The sequence below is a fragment of the Nonomuraea sp. NPDC049625 genome, assembly GCF_040675285.1.
Classification (GTDB): domain Bacteria; phylum Actinomycetota; class Actinomycetes; order Streptosporangiales; family Streptosporangiaceae; genus Nonomuraea; species Nonomuraea angiospora_A.
Genome location: NZ_JBFAOQ010000008.1, coordinates 333,607 through 356,733, shown reverse-complemented (window position 1 = coordinate 356,733; position 23,127 = coordinate 333,607). Strand labels below are relative to the sequence as shown.

Below are 23,127 nucleotides of genomic sequence, written 5' to 3'. Positions count from 1 at the left end.
GTCATGATGGGCTGTCGGAGGGTTCCGGCCGGGCCTGTTGGCGACGGTGGTGATGCTGCAAGCGCTGCACGGCCTGTCGGATGAGAAGGCCGTTGCGGCGCTGCGGTTCGATCTGCGGTGGAAGGCCGCCTGCGGGCTCGGGCTGTATGACCAGGGCTTCGATTCGTCGCTGCTGACGTATTTCCGGCGTCGGCTGGCCCGCTCGTCGGACCCGGACCGGATCTTCCAGACCGTTCGCACCGTGGTGGAGCAGACCGGGGCTATCCGGCATGTAGGTGTACGGGGCCCGCGTGATGCGCGCCCTGATACCAGCCGCGCCTGGTGATGGCAGGTGCGGCTGGGCATGACGGCACACGGTGGCGCCGCTTCGAGGCCAGGCACCGGTAAGCGGTGAGCCGGCGCCGTTGGGCGCGGCAGGCGACCCCCGGGCGGCCGGCGCCGATGCGCACGGTGACGCGGGCGGGCGGCCGGCGGGCGGCGGGCGGCGGCGTAGCCGGGCCTTCGGCGCGAAATACATCCGACCTCCGTCCCGCGCGCATGTGGTTCACCACCATCCAGAGCCGCCAGATCTTGACCTACATCCGATGTTTCCTCTACGTTACCGGGCATCTCGAAGTTGCGAAAGCTTTCGCAACTCCCTTCGCTTGAGGTATGGAGTGCCGTATGCCCTCCCCCCGCCGTTCGCTCGCCACCCTCGCACTGACCACCGGTCTCATCGCCTCGACGTCAGCCTGCGGAGGTTCCTCATCGGCCGCCGACGACGATCTGCTCGAGGTCTGGAACCGGGCCTCGCCCGCGTCCGCCGAGGTGACCAAGAAGGTGCTGGCCGCGTTCACCGCCAAGACCGGCATCAAGACCAAGTACGTGCCGGTCCTCGACAACTGGGACGGCAAAGTGCAGGAGGCCGTCGCCGCGCGCAACCTGCCCGACATCATCATCAACGACTCAGGCATGCTCGGGACGAACGTCAGCCAAGGGCTGATCGGCCCGGTGGACCGTAACCAGATCGCGGGCCAGGGCGAGCTGCACGAACGCGCGTGGGAGCAGGCCAAGGGGTACGACGGCAAGTACTACGCGGTGCCGTACACCGTGCAGACCGTCGCCACGCTCATCAGGAAGGACTGGCGGGAGAAGGTCGGCGCCGAGGTCCCGAAGACGTGGGAGGACCTGGTCGCCCTGGCCAAGGCGTTCCAGGAGAAGGACCCGGACGGCAACGGCAAGGCCGACACGTACGGGATGGTCGTCCCGGCCTCCACCGAGCGCGGGTACGCGTCCTGGTGGGCCTCCACCTACATCTGGCAGGCCGGCGGGGAGTTCCTGACCGAGTCGGGCGGCAAGTTCACGCCTGCCATCGACCAGCCGAAGTCCGTCGAAGCCGTCAAGTGGCTGCAGAACCTCTTCTGCAAGGACAAGCTCGTCATCCCCGGCGCGCTCACCCTGGTCACCAAGGACGCCCACCCGTTCTTCGAGACCGGCAAGGCCGGCATCTACCTGACCGGCCCGTACATGTTCGGCCGGTTCGACAAGAGCCTGGGCAAGGACAAGTACGAGGTGATCCCCTCGCCGGCCGGCCCGGCTGGGGCGACCTCGATGGCCGAGGGCGAGAACGTCTACCTGATGGCCGGCTCCAAGCTCCAGGACCAGCAGAAGAAGCTGGCGGAGTACCTCATTACGCCTGAGGCGCAGAAGATCGGCATGGCGGGCAACTCCGACGGTGCGATCGTCAAGCTGCCCGTGAACAAGAGCGTGGACGTGTTCACCGAACGCCAGGACGACCGTTGGACGGCCATCAAGGAGATCTACGAGAAGGACGGCAAGTACTTCCCGAACGTGCCGAACTGGCAGCCGTTCCGGCAGAAGTCGGCCGAGACGCTCAACAAGGTCTTCGCCGACTGCGGCACCGACGTGCAGGCGGCGCTGACCGAGCTGGCCGGGGGCTTCAAGACCGAGCTGGCCACACAGAAGGTCGGCTGATGACGCTCACCACGGAGCGCGCCGCCGTCGCCCCGGCGAGCCGGACCGGAACAGCGCGCAGGCGGAACGCGGCCCTGGTGCCGTGGCTCTTCCTGGCGCCCGCGCTGATCCTCTTCCTCTACTTCAAGTACATCCCGATGGCCGAGGGCATGTGGCTGAGCTTCTTCAAGGTGCAGCCGTTCCTCGGCAATGAGTGGCTGGGGCTGGAGAACTATCGCCGGGTCTTCGCCGAGGAGGCCTTCCGCGACGCCACCGCCCACACCCTGGTGTACGCGGTCGGCCAGACCGGCGGCTCGATCCTCCTCGGGTTCGTGCTCGCGCTGCTGCTGGAGGGCAAGGCCAGGACGTTGTGGTTCGTCCGTACGGCGGCCTTCCTGCCGGTGGTCACGGCGACCGCGGTGGTGGCGGAAGTGTGGCGGTTGCTGTACTTCCCCGGCGAGGAGGGCATGCTCAACACCCTGCTCGGCTGGTTCGGCAGTGACACCCAGAAGTTCCTGGACGACCCGAACGGCGCTCTGGGGTGGGTGATCCTGGTCGGGATCTGGAAGGGCGCGCCGTACGACATGATGATCATCCTGGCCGGGCTGGCGGGGATCGACCGGCAGCTCTACCAGGCGGCCGCGATCGACGGCGCGGGCCTGCTGCAGCGGATCAGGTACGTCACGATCCCCGCGCTCCGGCCGGTCGTGACGATCCTCATCATCCTGGCCTGCGTCCGCAGCCTGCGCGTGTTCACCGAGATCTACGTGCTCACCGGCGGCGGTCCGGCGGGCGCCACCGACGTGATCATGACGCGGATCTTCGCCACCGGCTTCCGTACGGGCGACATGGGCTTCGCCACCGCCGCCTCGGTGGTGCTGTTCGTGGCGACGCTGCTGCTCACGGCCGCGGTCACGCTCTACCGCAGGCGGAAGGAGCTCAATGTCTGAGACCACGCTCGCCCAGGTGAGGGAGCTCGATGTTTGACACCACGCTCGGCTGGGCCTGGGGGCGCCAGCACCCTCTGGCGTCCGCGGCCCGGATCCTCATCTACGCCGTCGTGCTCGTCGTCTTCTGCGGGCCGCTGCTGGCGATCTTCACGGGGGCGTTCGACCGGAGCAACGACCCCAGCCGGATGTCGTTGTTCCCGTCGAACCCCACGCTGGTGAACTTCCAGGTGGCGGCTGATCAGGGTCTGTGGCGGTTCTTCATGAACTCGCTGTTCATCACCGGTGGCGGGCTGCTGCTGCAGGTGACGGTGAGCGTTTTCGCCGGGTACGCGCTGGCTCGGAAGAGGTTTCGCGGGCAGGCGTTCGTGCTGGTGGCCATCCTGGCCACGATGATGATCTCCGACGAGGTCATCGCGATCCCGCTGTCGCTGGTGCTGAACGATCTGCCGCTGCTGGGCGTCTCGCTCAGGGGGTCGCTGCTGGGCATGATCGTGCCGCTGGGCGCGTGGGGGTTCTCGATCTTCGTGATCAGTGAGTTCATGAAGGAGATCCCGGCCGAACTGGAGGAGGCCGCCCGCGTTGACGGCGCCGGTGAGCTGCGTATCTTCCTGCAGGTCATCCTGCCGTTGTGCCGTCCGGCGCTCGGCGTGATCACGATCTTCGGCTTCAACATGGTCTGGGACCAGTACCTGCTGCCGCTGATCGTGGCCGAGACCCCGGACAACTACCCGATCGGGGTGGGGTTGTCGATGTTGCGCACCAATCCGGAGATCGGGCCCGGCCCGCTGCTCGCCGGGGCGCTCGTCGCCATGTTGCCCAGTTTGATCGTCTATCTGGCCTTCCAACGTACGTTCCTGTCCGGCCTGGTGGCCGGGGCTGTGAAGGGATAGCTCATGACTCACGATCTCAGCCGCCGCACCCTGCTGGCGGCAGGCGGCGCACTCGCGCTGACCGGCATGGCCGGGGCGCCGTCCGCCCACGCAGAGGCCGGCTCCTGGCGCTCGACGCTCGTGTACCGCAGGCACGGCAGGCTCGTCTACGCTGAGGACGCCGAGCGCAACCGCGTCCCCGACTTCAGCCACGCCGGTTACCGCAACGGTGAGCGGCCGCTCCCGCGCCTGCCCGTGGTCAAGACGATCAGGCCGATCGAGGGCGACAACACCGCCCACATCCAGGCCGCGCTGGACGAGATCGCGGCGCTGCCTGAGCACCGGCGCGGGGCGCTGCTGCTCCTGCCGGGCCGCTACCTGGTGTCCGGGACGATCTACGTGCGCTCCAGCAGGACCGTGTTGCGTGGTTCGGGAGACGGCGAGGATCCGGCGGAGAACTCGGTCATCATGGCCACCGCGGCGGGAGCGGCGAACCGCACCGTGATCGTCGCGGGTGGCGAGGGGCCGGTGAACTGGTCGGCCTGGCGGGGCGAGGTGCCGGGCACCCGTACCGATATCGTCTCCGGCTTCGTCCAGGTGGGGGAGCGTTCGTTCGAGGTCGCCGACGCCCGCGGGCTGCGGCCCGGCGACAACGTCATCATCTTCCACCCCTGCTCGGAGGGGTGGCTGAAGGCCATCGGCTACGGCGGGCACGACACCGGCCGGCCGTGGAACGTGGATGAGGAGCCCATCCTCTACAACCGCTACATCACCGACATCCGGGGCAATCAGGTGACCGTCGACGCGCCGGTCTACAACCACCTGGACCGGTCGTTGTCTCAGTCGTACCTCTACAAGACCGACCGGGCCGGCGTGGTCACCCAGGTAGGCGTCGAGCGGCTGCGGGTGGACGTCGAGTTCACCGGCGACCCGTTCGTGGACAAGTCGGCGGTGCAGAACGCCATCCGCGCCTTCCGCGCCGAGGACGCCTGGATCCGCGACTGCACGGCACTGCGGTTCTGGCAGGTCGGGATGGAGGCGTGGGAAGCCACCCGGGTCACGGTCGACAACTGCCGCGCGCTGGAGCCGACCGGCGCGACCTCCGCGGGCGGGAACCGCTACAACTTCTGTGCCCATCCGTTCGCCCAGCTCGTGCTCTTCAAGGACTGCCACGCCACGAAGGCCAGGCACGCGTTCATCTGCAACGGCGCCGCCTCGAACTCGGGGATCGTCTTCCTGCGCGGGACCTCCGAGGAGACCTACAACACCAGCGAGGGTCATCGGCGCTGGAACACGGGCCTGCTCTTCGACGGCCACCGCGAGGTCAACCCGCATCGCACGCTGACGCTCGGCCTGTACAACCGGGGCTGGTGGGGTACGTCGCACGGCTGGTCGGCGGCCCATTCCGTGGCCTGGGGGTGCGACATGTCCGGGACCCAGATCGTCGTGCAGAAGCCGCCCACCGCACAGAACTACGTCGTCGGCGCGAGGAACGCCGTGGTGAACGCCAACGGTCCGTTCGCGCAGCCGATCGGCCACGTCGAGGGCGTCGGCGAGGCCGACCTGCAGATCCCGTCGCTGTACGCGGCCCAACTCCACGAAAGAGGTTTCCGCCATGTCTAGGACCGACACCTTCAGGGAGCGGCGTTTCGGGTTGTTCGTCCATTGGGGGTTGTACGCGCTGGCCGCCCGGCACGAATGGGTCAAGCAGCGCGAGCGGCTCTCCGACGAGCATTACCAGCGCTATTTCGAGCACTTCGACCCCGACCTGTACGACCCGGAGGCCTGGGCGGAGGCGGCCGACCGGGCCGGGATGCGGTACACGGTGCTGACCGCCAAGCACCATGACGGGTTCTGCCTGTGGGACTCCGAGCTGACCGACTACTGCGTCAGCGGCACGCCGTACGGCAAGGATCTGATCGGGCCGTTCGTGGAGGCGTTCCGGAGGAGGGGGCTGGGCGTCGGCTTCTACTACTCGCTGCTGGACTGGCATCACCCGGACTTCCCCATCGACGGGCTGCACCCCGCGTACGTCGAGGGCGGGAACCTCCCCGAACGCGATGTCACGAAATATGCCGACTACCTGCACGGTCAGGTCGAGGAACTGCTGACCCGGTACGGCCCCATCGACACGCTGTGGTTCGACTTCTCCTACAGCAAGCGGATCAGGCAGGGCAAGCCGGTGTACGGCGGCAAGGGCAAGGCCGAGTGGCGCTCGGCGGAGCTCATCGAGAAGATCCGCGGCCTCCAGCCGGACATCCTGCTCAACGACCGGCTGGAACTGCCGGGCGACTTCACCACACCCGAGGCATACCAGCCGACCGGCCCCATCGGGGCGGTCTGGGAGGCGTGCCAGACCCTCAACGGGAGCTGGGGCTACTACCGGGACAACCACACCTGGAAGTCACCGGACATGCTGATCAAGATGCTGGTCGACTCGGTGTCCAAGGACGGCAACCTGCTGCTCAACGTGGGACCGAATGGCCGCGGCGAGTTCGAGCCGCGGGCGCTGGAGACGCTGCGCGAGATGGGCGACTGGATGCGGTCGCACAGCCGGTCGATCTACGGGGCGGGAGTCAGCGAGTTCGAGGCGCCCGCGGACTGCCGTTACACGCAGCGCGGCGACCGGCTGTACGTGCACGTCTTCTCGTGGCCGTTCCGGCACCTGCACCTGCCGGGGCTGGCGGGCAAGGTACGGTACGCGCAACTGCTGAACGACGGGTCCGAGATCCGCACCTGGGAGCCGGACCCGGCGTACGACAACGGGCACGTGCACTCGATCGCGATCCCCGAGGACACGCTGACCCTGGAACTGCCCGTGGAGCCGCCGGACGTCGCCGTCCCCGTGATCGAGCTGTTCCTCTGAGGTTCCCGGCGAGCCTCCGATGAGGACTTTTGGCTGTTCTTGATGCGGACGTCGTTCCTGCTCGCCATGCCGGCGCGGCCGTTCTCGTGCACCATGTTCAGCCGCAGGTGCGTGTTGAAGATCGGCCCGTAGGGCGTCGGTGTTCATGGCCGGCCTCATGAACACCGTGGCCCAGGCGGAGCCGCCGAAAACCTGCATCACGCGGACGGCGTGGGCGCCGGCCGCGACCTTGATGTCGCACTCGCCGGTGCCGGCGTCGTACGTGTGACGGGTGCGGTCCGGCGGCTGGTGCACTGCGCATTCCCGTTCCCGAGAGGTTACGAAGCGTTGCGAAACGAGCGTCGGAGGTCGTCAAGGGTCCGGCGGGCAGGCAGATTTCTGATCGGGAAGGCGTTCCAGTGGAGGGCTTGAAGTGGACGACGTGACCGTCCCCCGCCGCAGCACCATGGCGGACATCGCCGTCCAGGCGGGGGTCTCACCTTCGACGGTGTCGAAAGTTCTTCACGGCAGGTCCGATGTCTCCCCCAAGACCCGCGGCCGGATCCAGCGGCTGCTCGGCCAGCACGGCTACACGCTGACCGGCCACGGCGAGCACTCCGGCGGCCTGATCGAGTTCGTCATCAACGAGCTGGACAACCCCTGGGCCATCGAGCTGATCCGCGGCGCCGAGGAGGCCGCGCAGGCCGAGGGCATGGGCCTGGTCGTGTCGGCCGTGCACCGGCGGAGCAAGCTGAGCTGGCACTGGCTCGACGCGCTCGGCAACCGGGGCTCGCTCGGCGCGATCCTGGTCGTCTCCGAGCTCTCCGCCGAGCAGGAACGCGAGCTGGGACGCATGGGCATCCCGTTCGTCGTGGTGCAGCCGTCGGAGGACGAGAGCCCGGACACCCCAGCGGTCGGCTCGACGAGCTGGCAGGGCGGCTTCTCGGCCACGCGGCACCTGATCGAGCTGGGTCATCGGCGGATCGCGATGATCACCGGCCCGGCGGGGCGGCTGACCTCGCGGGTGCGGCTGGACGGCTACCGCGCGGCACTCGATCAGGCCGGGATCGAGCCCGCCCCCGAGCTGATCCGGCACGGAGACTACTCCCACGAGCCCGCCTACCGGCTGTCCCTGGAGCTGCTGAGGCTGCCCGACCGGCCGACGGCCGTGTTCGCGGGCAACGACCTTCAGGCGCTGGGCACGTACCGGGCGGCGAAGGAGTGCGGCCTGAGGGTGCCTGAGGACGTCAGCGTGGTGGGTTTCGACGACCTGCCGTTCGCCCAGTGGATCGCCCCGCCGCTGACCACCGTTCGGCAGCCGCTGGAGAACATGGCCGGCATGGCCGTCAGGCTGCTCGTCCAGCTCATCAACGGCGAGCAGCCGGAGACGCTGCGGGTCGAGCTGGCGACCCGGCTGATCGTCCGCGAGAGCACCGCCCGGAGGCCGGGCTCATAGAGGCAGCCCGGCCTCCAGGTGCGCCATGGCCCGGTCGAACTCGGCCACCACGTCCATGTCCTGAGCGCATGTGGAACACGAGGGACCCTTCGAAGGCCACACCGACGGGGTATATCGCGTGGTCGGCGACGCCCCGAGGCAGCGTCCTGGCCACCGCGAGCTGGGACGGCAGCCTGCGCCTGTGGGACCCCGTCACTCGGCGGCCACGGAAAGCGCTCCTGAAGCCCACACCGGCCGGGGCCGGCCGGAACGGCGTCTGCGAGCTGGCCGTCAGCCGCAGCGGAAACGTCATCGCCGCCGGGGACTCCCACGGTCGGCTACCGGCTCCTCGGGATCCACACCATTGCCGTACGGAGCCTGGCCTTTCGGACCCTCGCCCGCTTCACCCGCGAAGCCCACAGCGTGGCCCGTCGGCATCGCATTCCACCCCCGCGAAGCGATGCCGGCCGGCGCCGGTGTCGACGGAACGGTCAGGTTGTGGGACCTTGACCTCCGACGCGCCCGCGAAGACGCCCGCGCCCTGTCGGCCCGGAAGAGCACAACGGTGGCCCACGCTGGCCATCTGCGCACAGGTCACCGTCACACGTGAAATTCCGCGCTGAAGCCCAGGACGCCGGTCGCCCTGGCCAGGTTCAGGGGGACCGTGCGGCCCGGCAGCGGACGGCGGATCTCGGTCGTGGGATGGAAACGGCGGAGCAGATCCTCGGTGGGGTGGGAGACGAGGGTTTCCGGGGCCGCCACGGTGATGACGTGGCAGCCGCCGACGGCGAGGCCGAGCAGGCACGCCCGGGCCGCGTCCCGGGTTTCGAGGTAGGCCCACAGTCCGGCCGCGTGCAGGCCGGGGTCCAGCTCGCACCTCCCTGCGAAGTCGAGGAGGCGCTCGCCGAAGCCGCCGACATACGGCAGGCGCAGGGCGGTCACCGACATGCGGTGGCGTCGCGACATCATCCGGGCGGTCAGCTCGTCGACCTGCTTGGACAGCGCGTAGGGATCCTCGGAAAGGGACGGCTGCTCCTCGTCCACCGGGACGTATCGCGGGTGGAGGGTGCGCGCGGCGAAAGGAAGGCCCGAGATCGCCGTGCTGCTGGCCGTGCACACCTGCCTGATCCCGGCCCGGCCCGCCTGTTCCAGCACGGTGAAGGTGGCCCGGGTGTTGGTGGCGAAGACCTCCTCGGCCGGATGCCGTTCGGGGGTGGGGATCGCCGCGAGATGGATCACGGCGTCCGCCCCCTTGAGGGCCTTCCGTACGGCGTGCGAGTCCGTCGCGGATCCCGCGACGACCAGCTCGGCCCTCAGATCTCCCGGATCTTCCAGCACGAGGGCGTTGGCCGTGATCCCCTGCTGCCCGAGCAGGTCGAGGACGGCCCGGCCGATACGGCCGGCAGCGCCGGTGACCAGGACACGCTTCATGGGTCTACTCATACCGGCGAATACACGCGAACCGCGACGACATGGGCGTACGGGGTCCCGTTGCCGGCGTCCACCACGATCCTCAGCGCGTCGGTGGTGACCGGCTCGAGGTCGTGGACGTTGCGGCGCCGCCGGTTGTCGCGCACCTCGGACACCGTCCGCCAGCCGCCGCCCTGCCGCACCTCCAACCGGTAGTCGCGGACCAGCGTGGGCATGACCTCGAACGGCGTGCGGTGGTGGTGCAGGTTGATCAGGTCCTCGTTCACGTCGTCGTCGGCCAGCACGTCCACGCGGCCGATCGTCACCGGCGAGGGCCAGGACAGTTCGAGGGTGGCGGGCAGCCGGTCCGACACCCACATGTGGGGCCCCGCGTGCGGGCGTTGGAAGCCGTCGAGCGCCTTGGACGGCGCGAAGGCATCGGTCGGGCCGGTCCGATGGCAGAACGTACGGCGCAGCAGGCCCGAGTCGGACCACTCCCGCAGCAGTTGGGGTGCCTCGTCCTGGGGGCGCAGCGGAACCCGGGTCAGGCAGAGCACGCCGGGGGTGGGCCGGTCGGCGACGTGGAGGGCAAGGTCGGGGTTCGCGTGGATCAGGAGGAACGCGTTCTGCGCCCGAGCAGGCCGGAACGACAGATCCACGCGGACCCACTGGTTCTTCCCCGGTTCCACCGGAACGGTGTGCGAGGCGATCAGGTCCCGCGGCACGTAGTTCTGGCCCAGCATCGGATCGTAGAGGTCCACGACCAGCTCGGCCCCGGCCGCCGCGTCGAGCATGAGCTCCACCGAGTCCAGGGTCGGGTCGACGGGCAGGATCAGGCCGGCGTCCGCCTCCAGCGGCCAGGTCTCGGCCGAGGTCTCCACCTCCAGCCGGGACAACGTGCTCGACGCGGCGGCGGTGGCGGCGCGAGCGAGATCCGCGGGGTCCTCGTACGGCAGGCCGATGATCGAGCCGTCCTCCCGCAGGAGGGTCGTCTGCAGAGCGCGCACCTCCAGTTCCCGGGGGGAGACGCCGTCGGCGACGCACAATGCGGCCGCCGTGCCGGCTGCCTGGCCGATGGTGGCGCAGGTGGCCATGACCCTGGTCGAACCGAAGGCCACGTGCGACGCCGAGATGTTCCGCCCGGCCATGAGCAGGTTGGGCACGTTCTGCGAATAGATGGACCGGTACGGGATGTGGTAGATCCCGTCGGCGTAGCGCTGCCTCGCGCCGTCCTCCTTCGCGTACATGCCCTGCGGCGGGTGCAGGTCGATCGACCATCCGCCGAAGGCGATCCGGTCCTCGAAAGGCGTCTGGCCCAGCACGTCATGCTGGGTGAGCACATGGTCGCCGAGGAAGCGGCGGTACTCCCGCTTGCCGGGCAGCGCGCCCACCCACTCCAGGGTCATGGTCTCGGCGTCGAACTTCCCCGAGTTCTTGATGTAGTCCCAGATGCCGTAGATGACCGACCACAGCTCGTCCCGGATGCGGTCGTTGTCGTGCACGGTGTCCAGCTCGCCGCCGAACTCGATCCACCAGTAGGCGCAGCCGTTGTCGCCCGCCCTGATGATCCGCCGCTCGGGGATCGAGGTTTCGGTGATGTCCTTGGCGAAGCCCGGCGGGACGTAACGGACCGGCTCGCCCGCGTCCTTGGTGTAGAAGAGCAGCGTGCTGCCGAGCGTGATGTCGTCGGGCGCCTCGGGCGCCCACGGCTCGCCGTGCTCCGCGCGCCCCTCACGGCCGATCCGGTGGCGGGCGCCGGCCAGGTGGCCGACCAGCCCGTCCCCGGTGCAATCCAGGAAGATCGGCGACTCGAAGGTGATCAGCCGTTCGGAGCCCATCATCCAACCGGCCACGGAGTCGATCCGCCCCGCCGAGCACGACACCTCCCGTACGTCGGTGTTGAGGAAGAGCGCGATGTTCGGCTCCTGCCGCACCAGGTCGAGGACGGTCGTGTCCCAGAAGTACGGATTGCCGTGCGGGTTCCGGTACTGGTTCTCCAGGAAGAGCTCGCCCATGATGCCGCCCTCGCGGGCGTTGTGGTTCTTGCCGTGTCCGGTCGCCCCGACCACCCAGACCCGTACCTCGCTGCTGGAGTTGCCGCCGAGCACGGGCCGGTTGGTGACGAGGGCGACCGTACGGCCCAGCCGGGCCGCGGCGACGGCGGCGTTGACGCCGGCCAGGCCGCCGCCGACCACGGTCACGTCGCGGGAAAGGGTTTCCGATCTCATAGCTCCAGCCCGTAGTAGAGGCGCGGCGCGCCGTCCAGGGTGACCCGCACGCGGCGACCGGTGGCGGTGATGGTGCGTTCCTGCCCGATGCAGTCGATCTCCCGGACCGTCTGCCCGGAGGTCTTCAGCGACAGGCAGGTCTTGGTCGGCCAGTGGTCCTCCCAGGCCTCGGGATGCGGATACCACTGGTCCTCACCATGGTCCCGGTTGAGGATGTAGCCGTCCTTGCGGCTCCACAGGACGGCCAGCTTGCCCCGCGGCGTGTCGAACAGCAGGCCCTTCAGATCGGGGTCGGCGAAGGTGAGCCAGCGCTTGAAGGTCGCGCCCTCCAGGTGGCGCGTGGCCGTGGCGAAGGCGAGCAGGGTGGGTTTGATGCTCGTGTCGCGGTTCAGCAGCCCGTGGTGGTATTCGGCGTTGTTCGGGTCCGCCTCCTGCGGGTGATGGATGGTGCTGTCGTGCGGCTGGTACCAGTTGACCCCGTCCACCCCTTCCGACAGGCAGAGGGCGAGCTGCAGGAGCGTGTTCTCCGCGGCCTGGCGGATCGTGTCGTTCCACCAGGCGTTGGGCCGGGTGCAGGCGTAGGCCTCGGTCAGCCACAGCTCCTTGTCCCCGCCGTACTCGTCCAACGTCTGCCTGGCCTTGCGCAACGAGCCGAGGAAGTTCCAGTAGGAGCCGTTGGAGCCCTGCTCCCACTCCTCCGGCGGCGGGGCGTGGTCGGCGGTGAAGTTGCCGCGGCCCGGGTGGAAGGCGAACGCGTCGATCAGGTCCCAGCCGCCGGCCGCGTGGAAGTTGGCCGTCCACCGGTAGTCCATGCCGCCGAGGCCGCAGTTCATCAGCTTGATGCCGGAGTCCTTGAGCCGGTCGTGGATCGGCTTCAGACCGTCGCGCACGTATTCGGCCGCCTTCTGCCCCGACATCCAGGGCTGGTTCAGCTCGTTGGCCACCTCGAAGTAGGTCGCGCCGGACTCACGGGCGATCCTGGCGCGGTCGTCCGCCCAGGCGGCGACCTGCTCCGCCGTGCCGTTGTAGATCACCCCACCGAGCTGGACGTTGTGCCCGATGCCCAGCGCGTCGAGTTCGGCGGGCGGGATGCCCGGCGCGCCGTCGTAGGCGATGCGCACCCACTTGACGCCGATCTTCTGCATCAACCGGCCGACCTGCTCCTTGCCCGGGACGAGCAGCCAGGTGTAGTTGGAGATGCCGAAGATGCCCTCGCTCTGGTAGGCGTGCGGCTTCAGCGCGGCCAGGTTGGTGCGCGCGAACGCCTCCTCGCCGCCCGAGGCGGCCTTGACCTCGACGAACACGATGCCCTGCGAGGGCGCCGGCACGGTGAGCGCCTCGGTCCAGGCGCCGCTGGGCTCCACGGTCCTGTCGAGGCGGCCGCCGCCGAGCACGGCGCCGTTGAAGTCGCGCGCCCACCAGGTGAGGCTCACCGGCTTGGGCGCCGCGCCGCCGTTGACCACCTGGGCGTTCACGGCCAGGGCCGCGCCCGGCTCGTAGAGGCCGAAAGGCTGGTCGCTCCACACGTCCACGCCGAGCGGCGCGGCGGTCGCCACGGCGTTGGCCGCGCCCGGCCGCATGTCGCCGAGGACCAGCTCGACCTGGGTCGCCCCATCCTCGCCCGCGGGTGCGTGCATCCAGGTGGCGTTGGTGAAGGCAGGCCTTGAGCTCCACAGCCGGAAGTAGGCTCGGGTGTCCGCCCAGGTTTCCTGATAGAGCGAGCCGGCGTTGACCTCGTACGGCACGCCGCCACGCGCGTCCTTGGTCCAGGCGGTGGCGGGCACGTACTTCTCGGGCGCCGTGTTGCCGATCAGGGTGCGGGCGAACATGTAGCCGGCGGGAGTCAGCGTGGCGCTGCCGCTAACCTCCCACTTCAGGCCCGCCCGGCGGGCGGCCACGGTGAACGTGCCGCGCACGGTCACCGTCGAGGCGCTCGCCGACATCTTGTAGACGACCTGGAGAGCGGGCTGCCCGTCCACGGTGGTCAGGCTCGGCGTGCCGCCGAACGTACGCTGCTGCCCGAGCACGCTGTCCTTGATCATGAAGTGGCCGATCCTGAGACGATCGGTTCCCGAACCGTCGCGGACCACGATCGAGCCGTCGGCCTCGGCGACAAGAGCGATGCCGTCGGCCGAGATCGACAGGCCGTCCGCCCGGGCGGGGGCGGCGGTGAGCGCGGAGGCCGCGCCGGTCAGTGCGCCGGTCAGTGCGGCGGCCTGGAGGAGGGTACGACGGGAGACTTCAGGCACGGGGGTCTGCCTTTCGTGATTAGCCTTTGACACCGGTGAAACCGAGCCCGGCGACGACGTACTTCTGGAAGACCAGGAACAGCAGGACCGGCGGGGCCAGCGCCATCGCCATGCTGGCGATCAGCACGTCCTGCGGCGCCTGGTCGGCCAGCGTGGCCAGGGCCACACTGACGGGCTGCTTGTCCGGGTCGGTGATGGCCACGAGCGGCCAGATGAAGTCCTTCCAGCTGTGCATGATCGCGATCAGGCTGATGACGGCCAGGATCGGGCGGCTCATCGGCAGCACGATCCTGGTCAGGAGCTGCCAGGAGTTGGCGCCGTCCACCTTGGCGGCGGCGAAGAGCTCCGGCGGAAGCGCGTCGAAGAAGCGCTTGGCCAGCAGGACGTTGAAGGCGCTGGCCCCCGCGGGCAGCCAGATCGACCAGTAGGAGTCGACGAGGCCCAGGTCGATGATGGTCAGGAAGAGGCTGGTCATCGAGACCGTGTAGGGGACGAACATCGTGGCCAGGATCGCGCCGTAGATCAGCCTGCCGAGCCTGGGCTTCAGCACCGACAGGGAGTAGCCGGCGGTGATCGCCACGATGAGCTGGACGGCCCATGAGCCGCCGACGACCTGGAGCGTGTTGAGCAGGTAGTGGCCGATGCCCAGATCGTTCCAGGCGGTGCCGAAGTTCTCCGGCCGGGGGTCGCCCGGCCAGAGTTCGAGCGGCTTGGCGATCAGGTCGGTGGCGGGGGAGACCGCGCCCTTGACGGTCATGTAGAGCGGGCCGATGCCGATCACCAGGAGGAGCGCGAGGGTGAGCCACTGGACCGCGCGCACGGCCGCCCTGACCGCCGGGCGGCGCTCCTCGACGGGGGAGATCAGGCTCATGAGGAGCTCCAGGCGCGGGTGGCCCGCAGGTAGATCGCCGACATCAGGCCCAGGAAGATCGCCAGGAGGAACGCGAGCGCGGCGGCCTGGCCGTAGGCGCCGTCCCGGAAGGCGTACCTGAAGATCAGCAGGAGGATCGTGAGCGTGCTGTTCTCCGGTCCGCCGTCGGTGAAGACGTAGGGCTCGGTGAACACCTGCGTGGTGCTGACCAGCTGGAGGAGGAGCAGCAGGCCGATGGTGGGGCGGAGCTGGGGCAGGGTTATGTGCCACAGCCTGCGCCCGATCGACGCGCCGTCCGTCTGCGCCGCCTCGTAGAGCTCCGAGGGGATGGTCACCATGGCGGCGAGGTAGATGAGGACCGTGCTGCCCATCCAGGCCCAGGTCGACTGGATGACCAGGCTGAGCATCGCGGTCCTGGGCGACTCCAGCCAGGGGAAGGGGCCCACGCCGATCAGGCCCAGCAACTCGTTGAACAGGCCGTGCCCGGGATCGTAGAACCACTTCCACAGCAGGATCGCCACCACCGGCGGGATCACCACCGGGAGATAGACGAGGAAGCGGTAGACCCCGGCGCCCTTCCGCACCGTCGACATGACGGTGGCCAGGATCAGCGGCGCCGGGAACCCGATGAGCAGTCCCAGCCCGACGAACAGCAGGGTGTTCGCCATCGCCGTGTAGAGCAGCGGGTCCCGGACGAGCGCGGTGAAGTTGCCCAGCCCCACCCACGTGGCCGGGTCGACCAGGTTCGTCTCCTGGAAGGAGATCAGCAGCCCGCGGATCATCGGCCAGTAGGAGAAAACGCCGAAGGCGACGAAGGCCGGGACGAGGAAGAGGAACGCCATGACGGAGTTCCCCCGCCTGCCGGCGCGTGGGGCCACCGTCACCGCCGGTCCGCGGCGAGCGAGGCGCGGGGCGAGCGTCACTGCCGGCTCGCGGCGAGCTTGGCGTTCACGTCGGTTTCGGCCTTGGTGAGGAGGGCGTCGACGTCGGCGTCCCGGTCGGTCAGTACGGCCTGCACCACGCTGTCGAGCACGGCGTAGACGGCCTGGGCCCGCACCGGGGGTTCGGCGCGGAGCTGGAGCTTGGGGGTGCCCTCGATCCACGGCCGGAAGTGCTCGAGCTTGACGTTCACGTACGGCTTGACGGCTTCGTCGATCTTGGCCTGCTGGGCTTCGTCGAACATCGGCAGCGTCGGCACGCCCACGGCGGCGTTCGGGTCGGCCGCCAGCGCCTTGGCCCGTTCGGCGGCGGCGCCGGTGTCGTACTGCGGCTGGGCGTAGGCGAACAGCAGCCACTTGACGGCCGCGGCCGTCTTCCCGGCGGAGGCCGACTTGGGCACCATGTAGACGTCACCGCCGGTCAGCGTGGCGTTCCCGCCCGCCTGCGGGAGCGGCCCGATGCCGAACGCGTCGATGTCCGGCATGCCGTAGGTCATCTTGGCCAGCCGGTACGTGCCAGGCGTGCCCAGGTACATCCCGATCTCGCCGGCGGCGAACCGCTTGATCACGTCGTTCTGGTCGTTGAGCTGGTTGTCACCCATGGAGTCGTCGGTCCAGCGCATCTCCTTGAGCAGGGCCAGCGCCCGCTTGGTCGGGTCGGCGTTGAAGGCCGCCACCCACGTGTCGCCGGCGGGCTTCTCCATGTCGCCGCCGAAGGTGTAGGTCAGCTTCGTGAGCTGCCAGCCGCCCTGGTTGTTCTTGGACTCGTGCACGAATCCGGCCTTGCCGGTCTTCTCGGCGATCCGCTTGGCCTGGGCCCGAACCTCGTCCCAGGTCGTGGGCGGCTTGTCGGGATCGAGGCCCGCCTTCGTGAAGAGCTCCCGGTTGTAGACGAGTCCCATCGCGAAGGGCGATTGGGGCACGCCGTACACCTCACCGGCGGAGTCGCTCAGCGGCCGCAGGACCTGCGGGTTGAACTCCTTGTAGTGCGGCCACTTGGCCAGCTCCGCGGCCAGCGGCTTGACCTGCTTGCGGGCGATGAGCCCCTGCGGCTCGGTGAGCGGCACCTTGATCACGTCCTCGACCTTGCCGCCGGCCAGTTTGGCGGAGAACGTCAGCGGGTCGTAAGCGGCCGAGGAGCCTTCAACGGCGATGCCGGGATTCTGCTTCTCGAAGTCGGCGACCATCTTCTCGAACGCGGCCAGGCTCGGCTTGTCGGTCGCCGGCGGCATGCCCTGGACCCTGAGGGTGATGGTGCCGGACTCCTGCCCGGCACCGGAGGACGATCCGCATGCGGCGACGGCCGTGGCCAGGACGGCCACGCCGAGGGAGGCGGTGATCTTCTTCATCTGAACTCCCGCGTTCAGGTCATAGCATTAAAAAGGGTGTTAAAGACGGCAGGGCGGGGCGGTGGTACGGCATGCCGTACCACGGGGTTGTCGGTTTCGTTGAGGGGCGGACGGTACCGCGAGGTCTTCGGTCAGCTGTGGACGGGACCGGTCGAGGATCTGGGTATGAGCCGGGAGCCGATCTCCACGATGCGCCCGCCGCCCCGCCCGCCGATGGTGTCGAGCAGGAGGTCGGTGGCCCGGGTGGCGAGCTCCTCGGCCGAGATGCGGATGGTGGTCAGCGACGGGGTGGCGGTCTCGGCGAGCAGCGTGTCGTCTATGCCGATCACGCTGACGTCGCGCGGCACGTCGACGCCCAGCTTGGCGAGCTGGTGCAGCACTCCGAGCGCGACCAGGTCGTTGTGGGCGAGCACCGCGGTGGCGTCGGCGGAGGTGACCAAGGTGGCGGCGTGCAGGCCGGTCTCGAAGCGCGGCTCGTAGGGGCCGAGCTCGACGAGGGACAGGTCGTGCGCCTCGAACGCCTCCCTTATCGACTTGCCGCGGCTGTGCTCGGGCCGCGAGCCGTTGATGAAGACGCACCTGGTGTGGCCGTAGGCCTTCAGGTGCTCGGCCGCCTGGGAGATGCCGGCGGTCAGGGAGATCCGGATCTCCGGGATGCCGGGCACGTGCCGGTTGACCAGGACCACCGGCATGGTCTCCGCCAGCTCGCCCAGCCTGTCCTCCGAGAGGGTGGAGGCCCACAGGATCATGCCGTCGACCCGCTTGGAGACCGCGGCAATGGTCTCCAGCTCGTCGGACTCCCGCTCGTCGGTGTCGGCGGCCAGCACGGTGTAGCCGAGCCTGCGGGCCCGGGCCTGCATCGCCTTGAAGATCGGCGGGAAGAACGGGTTGGCGATGTCGGGGATGATCAGCCCGAGAGACTCGGTCTTCCCGCCACGCAGTGAGCGGGCCGCCGGGTTGGGCGCGTACCCCAGTTTCGCGGCCGCGTCCCGGATGCGCTGCAAGGTCTGGGGCTGCACCTGATCGGGGGCGGTGAACGCGCGAGAGACCGTCGAGACCGACACCCCGGCCGCCTGCGCCACCTGCCTGATCGTCACTGCCACGCTGTCCTCCTCGTACCGGTACGGAGGATGGTTGCAAACGTTCCCGGAAGCGTCAAGAGCGTTTCTTCGCGGTCACCAACCTGTTAAATCCGCTCTGGTCATCGCCGCAAGAAGGATGCATGATTGGGTTTCTGAGAATCCCGGTAACGTTCTCATAGGAGTTCATCTGTGAAGATCACTGGTTGGGAAGTGCTCACGCTGCCCGAGCACGGCGACAGCATGATGCTGGTCGTCGTCGACACCGACGAGGGCGTGCACGGCATCGGCGAGGTGGGCATCCGCTCGCGGCAGAAGGCGGTCTCGGGGGCGATCGAGCACCTGGGGGAGCTGCTGCTGGGTGAGGATCCCACCAGGATCGAGCACCTGTGGCAGGTGATGTTCCGCCGGGGCTTCTTCCCGGCCGATCGCATCCTGTCGTCCGCCATAGCCGCCATCGACGTGGCGCTGTGGGACATCCGGGGCAAGACGCTTGGAGTGCCGGTCTACGACCTGTTCGGGGGGCGGACGCGTGACCACGTCCCCGCCTACGCCCACCTGGGCGACGAGTACTACGACCTCGAGGCGTTCCTGGACCGGGCGCGGGCGTTCGTGGCGGAAGGCTGGCGGCACCTTCGCTTCGCCGTGCCCCATGACGAGGACGGCACCCTGGACCAGCGGGCCTCGATGCGGTGGGGCATCGACCTGTTCCATGCCGTACGGCAGGCCGTGGGCGACGACGTGGAGCTGATCCTCGACGTGCACACGCGGCTCGACCTGCCCGAGGCCGTGACGTTGTGCCGCGAGATCGAGGCGGCCAAGCCGTACTTCGTGGAGGACCCGCTGCGGTGCGAGAGCCTGGAGGTGTACCGGTCGTTGAGATCCCGCACGGCGGTGCCGCTGGCGGCGGGCGAGCAGTTCGGGTCGAAATGGGAGTTCCAGCGGCTCATCGAGCAGGACCTCATCGACTACGCCAGGGTGGACATCGCCGTGGCGGCCGGGCTCACCGAGGCCAGGAAGATCGCCGCCATGTGCGAGGCGCACTACGTCAAGCTGGCCACCCACAACCCGCTCGGCCCGGTGACGGCGGCCTCGTCGTTGCACCTGAACCTGGCTTCACCGTACATCGGAGTGCAGGAGCACCAAGCCCTGCCCGAGCTGCCGGACGTGTTCACCGCCCGGCCGGTGGTCCGAGGAGGTCGCTTCGAGATCCCCGACCTGCCCGGCCTCGGCGTCGACATCGACCGGGCCGAGGCCCGGAAATATCAGGCCATCGCCGCCGAACGCCCCCACCTGCGCACCCGTGACGGCGCCTTCACCAACTGGTGAGGGTTCCTGCTCGCGAACACTCCCGACCTGGCCGGCGGCGCGTGCGGTCAGCCATCTTGAGGAACAGGGCTCGGTTGTGGTCGGCGCGAGGCCAGTCGGGGCGCTCGTCGAGCCAGAGCAGCAGCTACAGTTGGTCGGCCAGCCGCCGGGCCGCGACCTGTACGATGTCCCACGCGGTGGCGAACGGCGGCGCGTAGGACAAGTCCGACCAGGCCAAGTCATCAACGGTCGCGCCGTGCCACAACGCGGTGGCAACGGTGTCGATACGTTTGCCCGCCCCACGCCCGCCAACGATCTGCGCGCCCAACAGCCGATGATCCGACGGCGCTGCCAGCAACTTCACCGCGACCGGATCGGCCTCGCTCATGTAGCCGCTGGCCGTGCCGCCTTCGGTGACCAGGGACGTCACCTCGATGCCGGCGGCGGCTGCCTCACGCTCATTCAGACCGGTGCGGGCGATCTCCAAGTAGGTCGTGCCCTCGGCGAATCGGGTGATCGCAGTGCCCAGCACGCCGCCGAACCGCAGCGCGCCTGGTGTGACGAGGTTGGTGCCGACGATCCGGCCCTGTTTGTTGGCATGGGTGCCGAGCGGCATGTAGGTCCACGTGCCGGTGAGCCGATGCCGGGTCTCGCAGCAATCACCGGCGGCCCAGATCCCGTCGGCCAGGCTCCCGTCCGGCTCGGGTCGCAAACCGCCATTCGGGCCGCTCGGCAACTTGTCGAGGTCAAGGTAACCGGTGTTCGGCGTGATCCCCAGCGCCAGCACGACCAGGTCCGCCGGATAGCGCTCGCCTTCTGCGGTGTACACGCCACGCACTCGTCCGTCCGCCACGTCCAGCCGCACGACCGGTGAGCCGACCACGACCCGGACTCCCGCCTCGTGCATCCCCTTCTCGATGCGAGCGGACAGGTCCGGGTCCAAGGAACTCATCACCCGAGTCCGGGTGATCACGGTGACCTCGTAGCCACGTCTCCTGGCGGCCTCGGCCATCTCGACGCCGATGTAGCCGCCACCGGCGACAACCACCCGGCCGCTGCCCTTGGGCAGTCTCCCGAGCAGGTCCAACCAGACGGCGCCGTCGGTGAGCGTCTTGACCGGCGCGACGCCGGCATACCGTTGCCCTGTGCTGGGGTGGACGGCCCAGTCCGGCACCACGGCCGACGCACCGGTCGCGATCACCAGCTCGTCGTAGCCCAACACCTGCTCACCGTCGGCATCCTGGTAGGTGACCGTGCGGGCCTGTCGGTCGATCCCGGTCGCGGTGGCGCCGAGCCGCAGGTCGATCCCGGCTGCCCGGTGCTCCTCAGCGGTGCGGGCCACCAGGGCGTTGCCACTGGACACGTCTCCGGCGACCCAGTAGGGGATGCCACAGGCGGAGTACGACGTATCGCCGGTCGCCTCCAGCGCGGTCACAGCCAGCTTGGTCCCGGCCGCCCGGATCGCCTGGTGCGCCGCGCTCATCCCTGCCGCATCGGCTCCGATGACCAGCAGACGGGTGGCGCTCACCGGGTCACGTCAATCGAGGCCATGGCTTGGAGCCTATCCAGCTCCGGACGGAGGCGGAGCCCTAGAGAGAAGCAGTGAGCTGACCTGCGGCGATGTCTACCGGGGGGCCTGTGCCGTTGGCCGTGGCGATCGGCTTGCCGACCTGGAGATCAGCCTGGTGTGCTGTTCGCGCTCGCTGGCGAGTCGTGGAGCCCACACAGGTTCTCCACCCGAAGCGGACGCGGGCTCCTCGCGGTAGAAGATGTCGATGTCGACCTCTTCACCGCCCATGACCACTGTGTCCCACGCGTCGCTGATGACCAGGATGCGCAGAGTCTCAGCTGACAGCCGGCCGAGGTGGGCACGCAGGGCGGCGTCGTCGGGCAGGCCGGAGACGCGCTGTGACAGACGGCCCCGGACGATCCCGAGCCGGTTCATCAGTGTGTCGATGTCCGCCGCGACCTGCGCGTCGGAGCTCGGAGCGGCCTGCGCGTCGGCGCTGCCCTTGGCGATGTTGTCCTTGATGGCACGGGTGACGCCATCCTCGTCGGTAGTGACCATCGCCTGCCAGGCGCGGCTCTTGTGCCGGTACTGGAGCATCGCCATGGCTGCCTCGTGGCGGATGAAGTCCGCGTCGCGGAAGGCCCGCCCGCGCCAGGCCTGGTTGAGCGACCGGGCCAGAGAGATGGCCGAGGCCAGCCCGCTGTTGAGCCCGCGACCCGGCCAGAAGTGGATGGCGTTGGCGGCGTCGCCGAGCAGGAAGCCGTAGGTGCCCGGAGTGGCGGACGTAGGGGCGTGCAGGCGCGCGGTGAAGCGCGGCCGCTGCACCATGTCGAGCCGGAAGGCGGTGACGGCGCTGAGGTTGTACTCGGCCACGCCGAACATCGCCAGCCCTTCCTGCACCCGCCGCCACAGGGCGGACCCTTTGATCAGGGCGGGCAGGAACAAGGTGCCGTGAGTGGAGCAGTGGAAGTCGCCGTCGTCGGTGCGGCCCATCATGCACGGGTTGGCGGCGACACACTCCTCGAACACGCGACGGACGGGATCGATGCCGATGACCTCCTCGGCCTCCTCGTCGGTGAGTCGCATGTTGAGGAAACCCTCGCCGCCCAGGGCGTTGAGCAGGTAGCGGTTCTGGGCCACGGTCAGCAGGACCGACATGGCGTCAGGCAGGTCGGACTTGACGCGTAAGCCCAGCACGACATCCTGCAGGTGCTTGCCGTTCAAGGAGTAGATCGAGCTGTCGGCGGTGCCGAACTTGCCGGTGAAATGCTCCCGCGTGCGCGAACGGCCACCCTCGCAGATGGCGAGCACATGATCCTGCTTCGCGCTGTCGCCATGCTCGTCGGGATCGAAGCGGGTGGGGACGAGCCGGATGCGGTCGGACTTCTCGCCGGCCATCTCCAGGAGCGTGTCCTCGATGTAGGCGATGCGGAGGTTGCGCGGGGCTTGTCCTCGGATGGAGTCGGGGCCGGGCGGCCACATCTCGGAGTACGCCCCGGGCTTGAACAGCCGAGCCTGCACCGGGTCGGGGAGGTTCAGGTACTGGCGGCTCTGAACCGTGACGACCTGCTGGCGCCGTACATTTCCCTGATCTTGCCCTTTCCACGCGACCTGAGCACCGTCCTGGGTCCAGCGGCCGTCGTAAACAGTGACGGCGACCCGTGATCCCATGAGGTGCTCCAGGAGAAGCGCGAAACTCAGCCCGACAGGCCCACCGCCGGAGACGGTCACCCGCAGTACCGGCCCCGGATTGACCGATGGGGCGGGTCTCCTCGCCTGCGGCAGCGGGGATGCGCCGTAGACCGTGGCGACGTCGTCGGAGGGCAGGAAGCGGAACTGCTCGTCGCCGATCGTGATCAGGTCGCCCGGTTGGAGCACCTGTGAGGTGACGCGCCTGCCGTTGACCAGCGTTCCGTTTCGGCTTCCCAGGTCGTGCAGGATGTAACGCCCTGCCTCGTGGCGTATCTCGGCGTGGCGGCGCGAAGCTCGTTCGCTGGAGAGCACCACGCTGCAGTCTTGCCTGCGGCCGAAGGTCGTCGGCGTGTCACCGAGCGGGAAGTGGCGGTCGGTGAGGGGGCCGTCGTGCCCGACGATGGAAGGGGGCATGATGCCTTCCTTATCGTGACAGGAGAT

The 23,127-nt window shown here is 69.0% G+C and carries 17 protein-coding genes; 8 read left to right on the top strand and 9 right to left on the bottom strand.

Going from position 1 to position 23,127, the window contains the following annotated elements; translation table 11 throughout:
- Positions 1-37: 37 nt before the first annotated feature.
- The 7 genes from AB0J87_RS33650 (at position 38) to AB0J87_RS33620 (ending at position 8,073) form a co-directional block, all read left to right on the top strand.
- Positions 38-325, top strand: a complete 288-nt coding sequence (locus AB0J87_RS33650; protein ID WP_363971667.1) for a transposase — start codon at positions 38-40, stop codon at positions 323-325.
- 338 nt (positions 326-663) lie between these two features.
- Positions 664-1,974 (top strand): sugar ABC transporter substrate-binding protein, encoded by a 1,311-nt coding sequence (locus tag AB0J87_RS33645; RefSeq protein ID WP_363971665.1) that lies wholly within the window; start codon positions 664-666, stop codon positions 1,972-1,974.
- Positions 1,974-2,903: a sugar ABC transporter permease gene (locus tag AB0J87_RS33640; RefSeq protein WP_363971663.1), complete on the top strand. Its 930-nt coding sequence runs from the start codon at positions 1,974-1,976 to the stop codon at positions 2,901-2,903. The genes AB0J87_RS33645 and AB0J87_RS33640 overlap by 1 nt, the downstream gene beginning before the upstream one ends.
- Before the next feature lie 29 nt (positions 2,904-2,932).
- On the top strand, positions 2,933-3,793 hold the full coding sequence (locus AB0J87_RS33635; protein ID WP_363971661.1) for a carbohydrate ABC transporter permease: 861 nt from the start codon (positions 2,933-2,935) through the stop codon (positions 3,791-3,793).
- A gap of 3 nt (positions 3,794-3,796) precedes the next feature.
- The gene (locus tag AB0J87_RS33630; RefSeq protein ID WP_363971659.1) at positions 3,797-5,395 is read left to right on the top strand and encodes a hypothetical protein; all 1,599 of its coding nucleotides are present in this window, start codon (positions 3,797-3,799) and stop codon (positions 5,393-5,395) included.
- Positions 5,388-6,638, top strand: a complete 1,251-nt coding sequence (locus AB0J87_RS33625) for an alpha-L-fucosidase (protein WP_363971657.1) — start codon at positions 5,388-5,390, stop codon at positions 6,636-6,638. The genes AB0J87_RS33630 and AB0J87_RS33625 overlap by 8 nt, the downstream gene beginning before the upstream one ends.
- Positions 6,639-7,050: 412 nt before the next feature.
- Positions 7,051-8,073 carry a LacI family DNA-binding transcriptional regulator gene (locus tag AB0J87_RS33620; RefSeq protein ID WP_363971655.1) on the top strand — a complete coding sequence of 341 codons (1,023 nt, stop codon included), beginning with the start codon at positions 7,051-7,053 and terminating at the stop codon, positions 8,071-8,073.
- A 579-nt stretch (positions 8,074-8,652) separates the two neighbouring features.
- On the opposite strand, the gene AB0J87_RS33615 is transcribed toward AB0J87_RS33620, so the two are convergent.
- The 7 genes from AB0J87_RS33615 to AB0J87_RS33585 all read right to left on the bottom strand — a co-directional run bounded on the left by AB0J87_RS33615 (position 8,653) and on the right by AB0J87_RS33585 (position 18,200).
- Positions 8,653-9,483, bottom strand: coding sequence for an NAD(P)-dependent oxidoreductase (locus AB0J87_RS33615; protein WP_363971653.1), 831 nt, complete (start codon positions 9,481-9,483; stop codon positions 8,653-8,655).
- An 8-nt stretch (positions 9,484-9,491) separates the two neighbouring features.
- A complete protein-coding gene (locus AB0J87_RS33610; RefSeq protein ID WP_363971651.1) occupies positions 9,492-11,690 on the bottom strand; it encodes an FAD-dependent oxidoreductase in 2,199 nt (732 codons plus the stop codon).
- Complete coding sequence (locus AB0J87_RS33605) at positions 11,687-13,939, bottom strand: hypothetical protein (RefSeq protein WP_363971649.1); 2,253 nt, start codon at positions 13,937-13,939, stop codon at positions 11,687-11,689. Before AB0J87_RS33605 ends, AB0J87_RS33610 begins: the two co-directional genes overlap by 4 nt.
- A 19-nt stretch (positions 13,940-13,958) precedes the next feature.
- Positions 13,959-14,810: a carbohydrate ABC transporter permease gene (locus tag AB0J87_RS33600; protein WP_355200511.1), complete on the bottom strand. Its 852-nt coding sequence runs from the start codon at positions 14,808-14,810 to the stop codon at positions 13,959-13,961.
- The gene (locus AB0J87_RS33595) at positions 14,807-15,652 is read right to left on the bottom strand and encodes a sugar ABC transporter permease (RefSeq protein ID WP_363971646.1); all 846 of its coding nucleotides are present in this window, start codon (positions 15,650-15,652) and stop codon (positions 14,807-14,809) included. Before AB0J87_RS33595 ends, AB0J87_RS33600 begins: the two co-directional genes overlap by 4 nt.
- Positions 15,653-15,729: 77 nt before the next feature.
- Entirely contained in the window at positions 15,730-17,097 is a 1,368-nt protein-coding gene (locus AB0J87_RS33590) for an extracellular solute-binding protein (RefSeq protein ID WP_363971644.1), read from the bottom strand.
- A 131-nt stretch (positions 17,098-17,228) separates the two neighbouring features.
- Positions 17,229-18,200 (bottom strand): LacI family DNA-binding transcriptional regulator, encoded by a 972-nt coding sequence (locus AB0J87_RS33585; protein WP_363971642.1) that lies wholly within the window; start codon positions 18,198-18,200, stop codon positions 17,229-17,231.
- 168 nt (positions 18,201-18,368) lie between these two features.
- Between AB0J87_RS33585 and AB0J87_RS33580 the strand changes: the two genes are divergently transcribed.
- Positions 18,369-19,505 carry a mandelate racemase/muconate lactonizing enzyme family protein gene (locus AB0J87_RS33580; RefSeq protein WP_363971640.1) on the top strand — a complete coding sequence of 379 codons (1,137 nt, stop codon included), beginning with the start codon at positions 18,369-18,371 and terminating at the stop codon, positions 19,503-19,505.
- 124 nt (positions 19,506-19,629) lie between these two features.
- Here the strand turns inward: AB0J87_RS33580 and AB0J87_RS33575 are convergent, their stop codons facing one another.
- Positions 19,630-21,012: an FAD-dependent oxidoreductase gene (locus AB0J87_RS33575; protein ID WP_363971638.1), complete on the bottom strand. Its 1,383-nt coding sequence runs from the start codon at positions 21,010-21,012 to the stop codon at positions 19,630-19,632.
- Positions 21,013-21,108: 96 nt separating this feature from the next.
- Positions 21,109-23,100 carry an FHA domain-containing protein gene (locus AB0J87_RS33570; protein ID WP_363971635.1) on the bottom strand — a complete coding sequence of 664 codons (1,992 nt, stop codon included), beginning with the start codon at positions 23,098-23,100 and terminating at the stop codon, positions 21,109-21,111.
- Between the last annotated feature and the right edge of the window lie 27 nt (positions 23,101-23,127).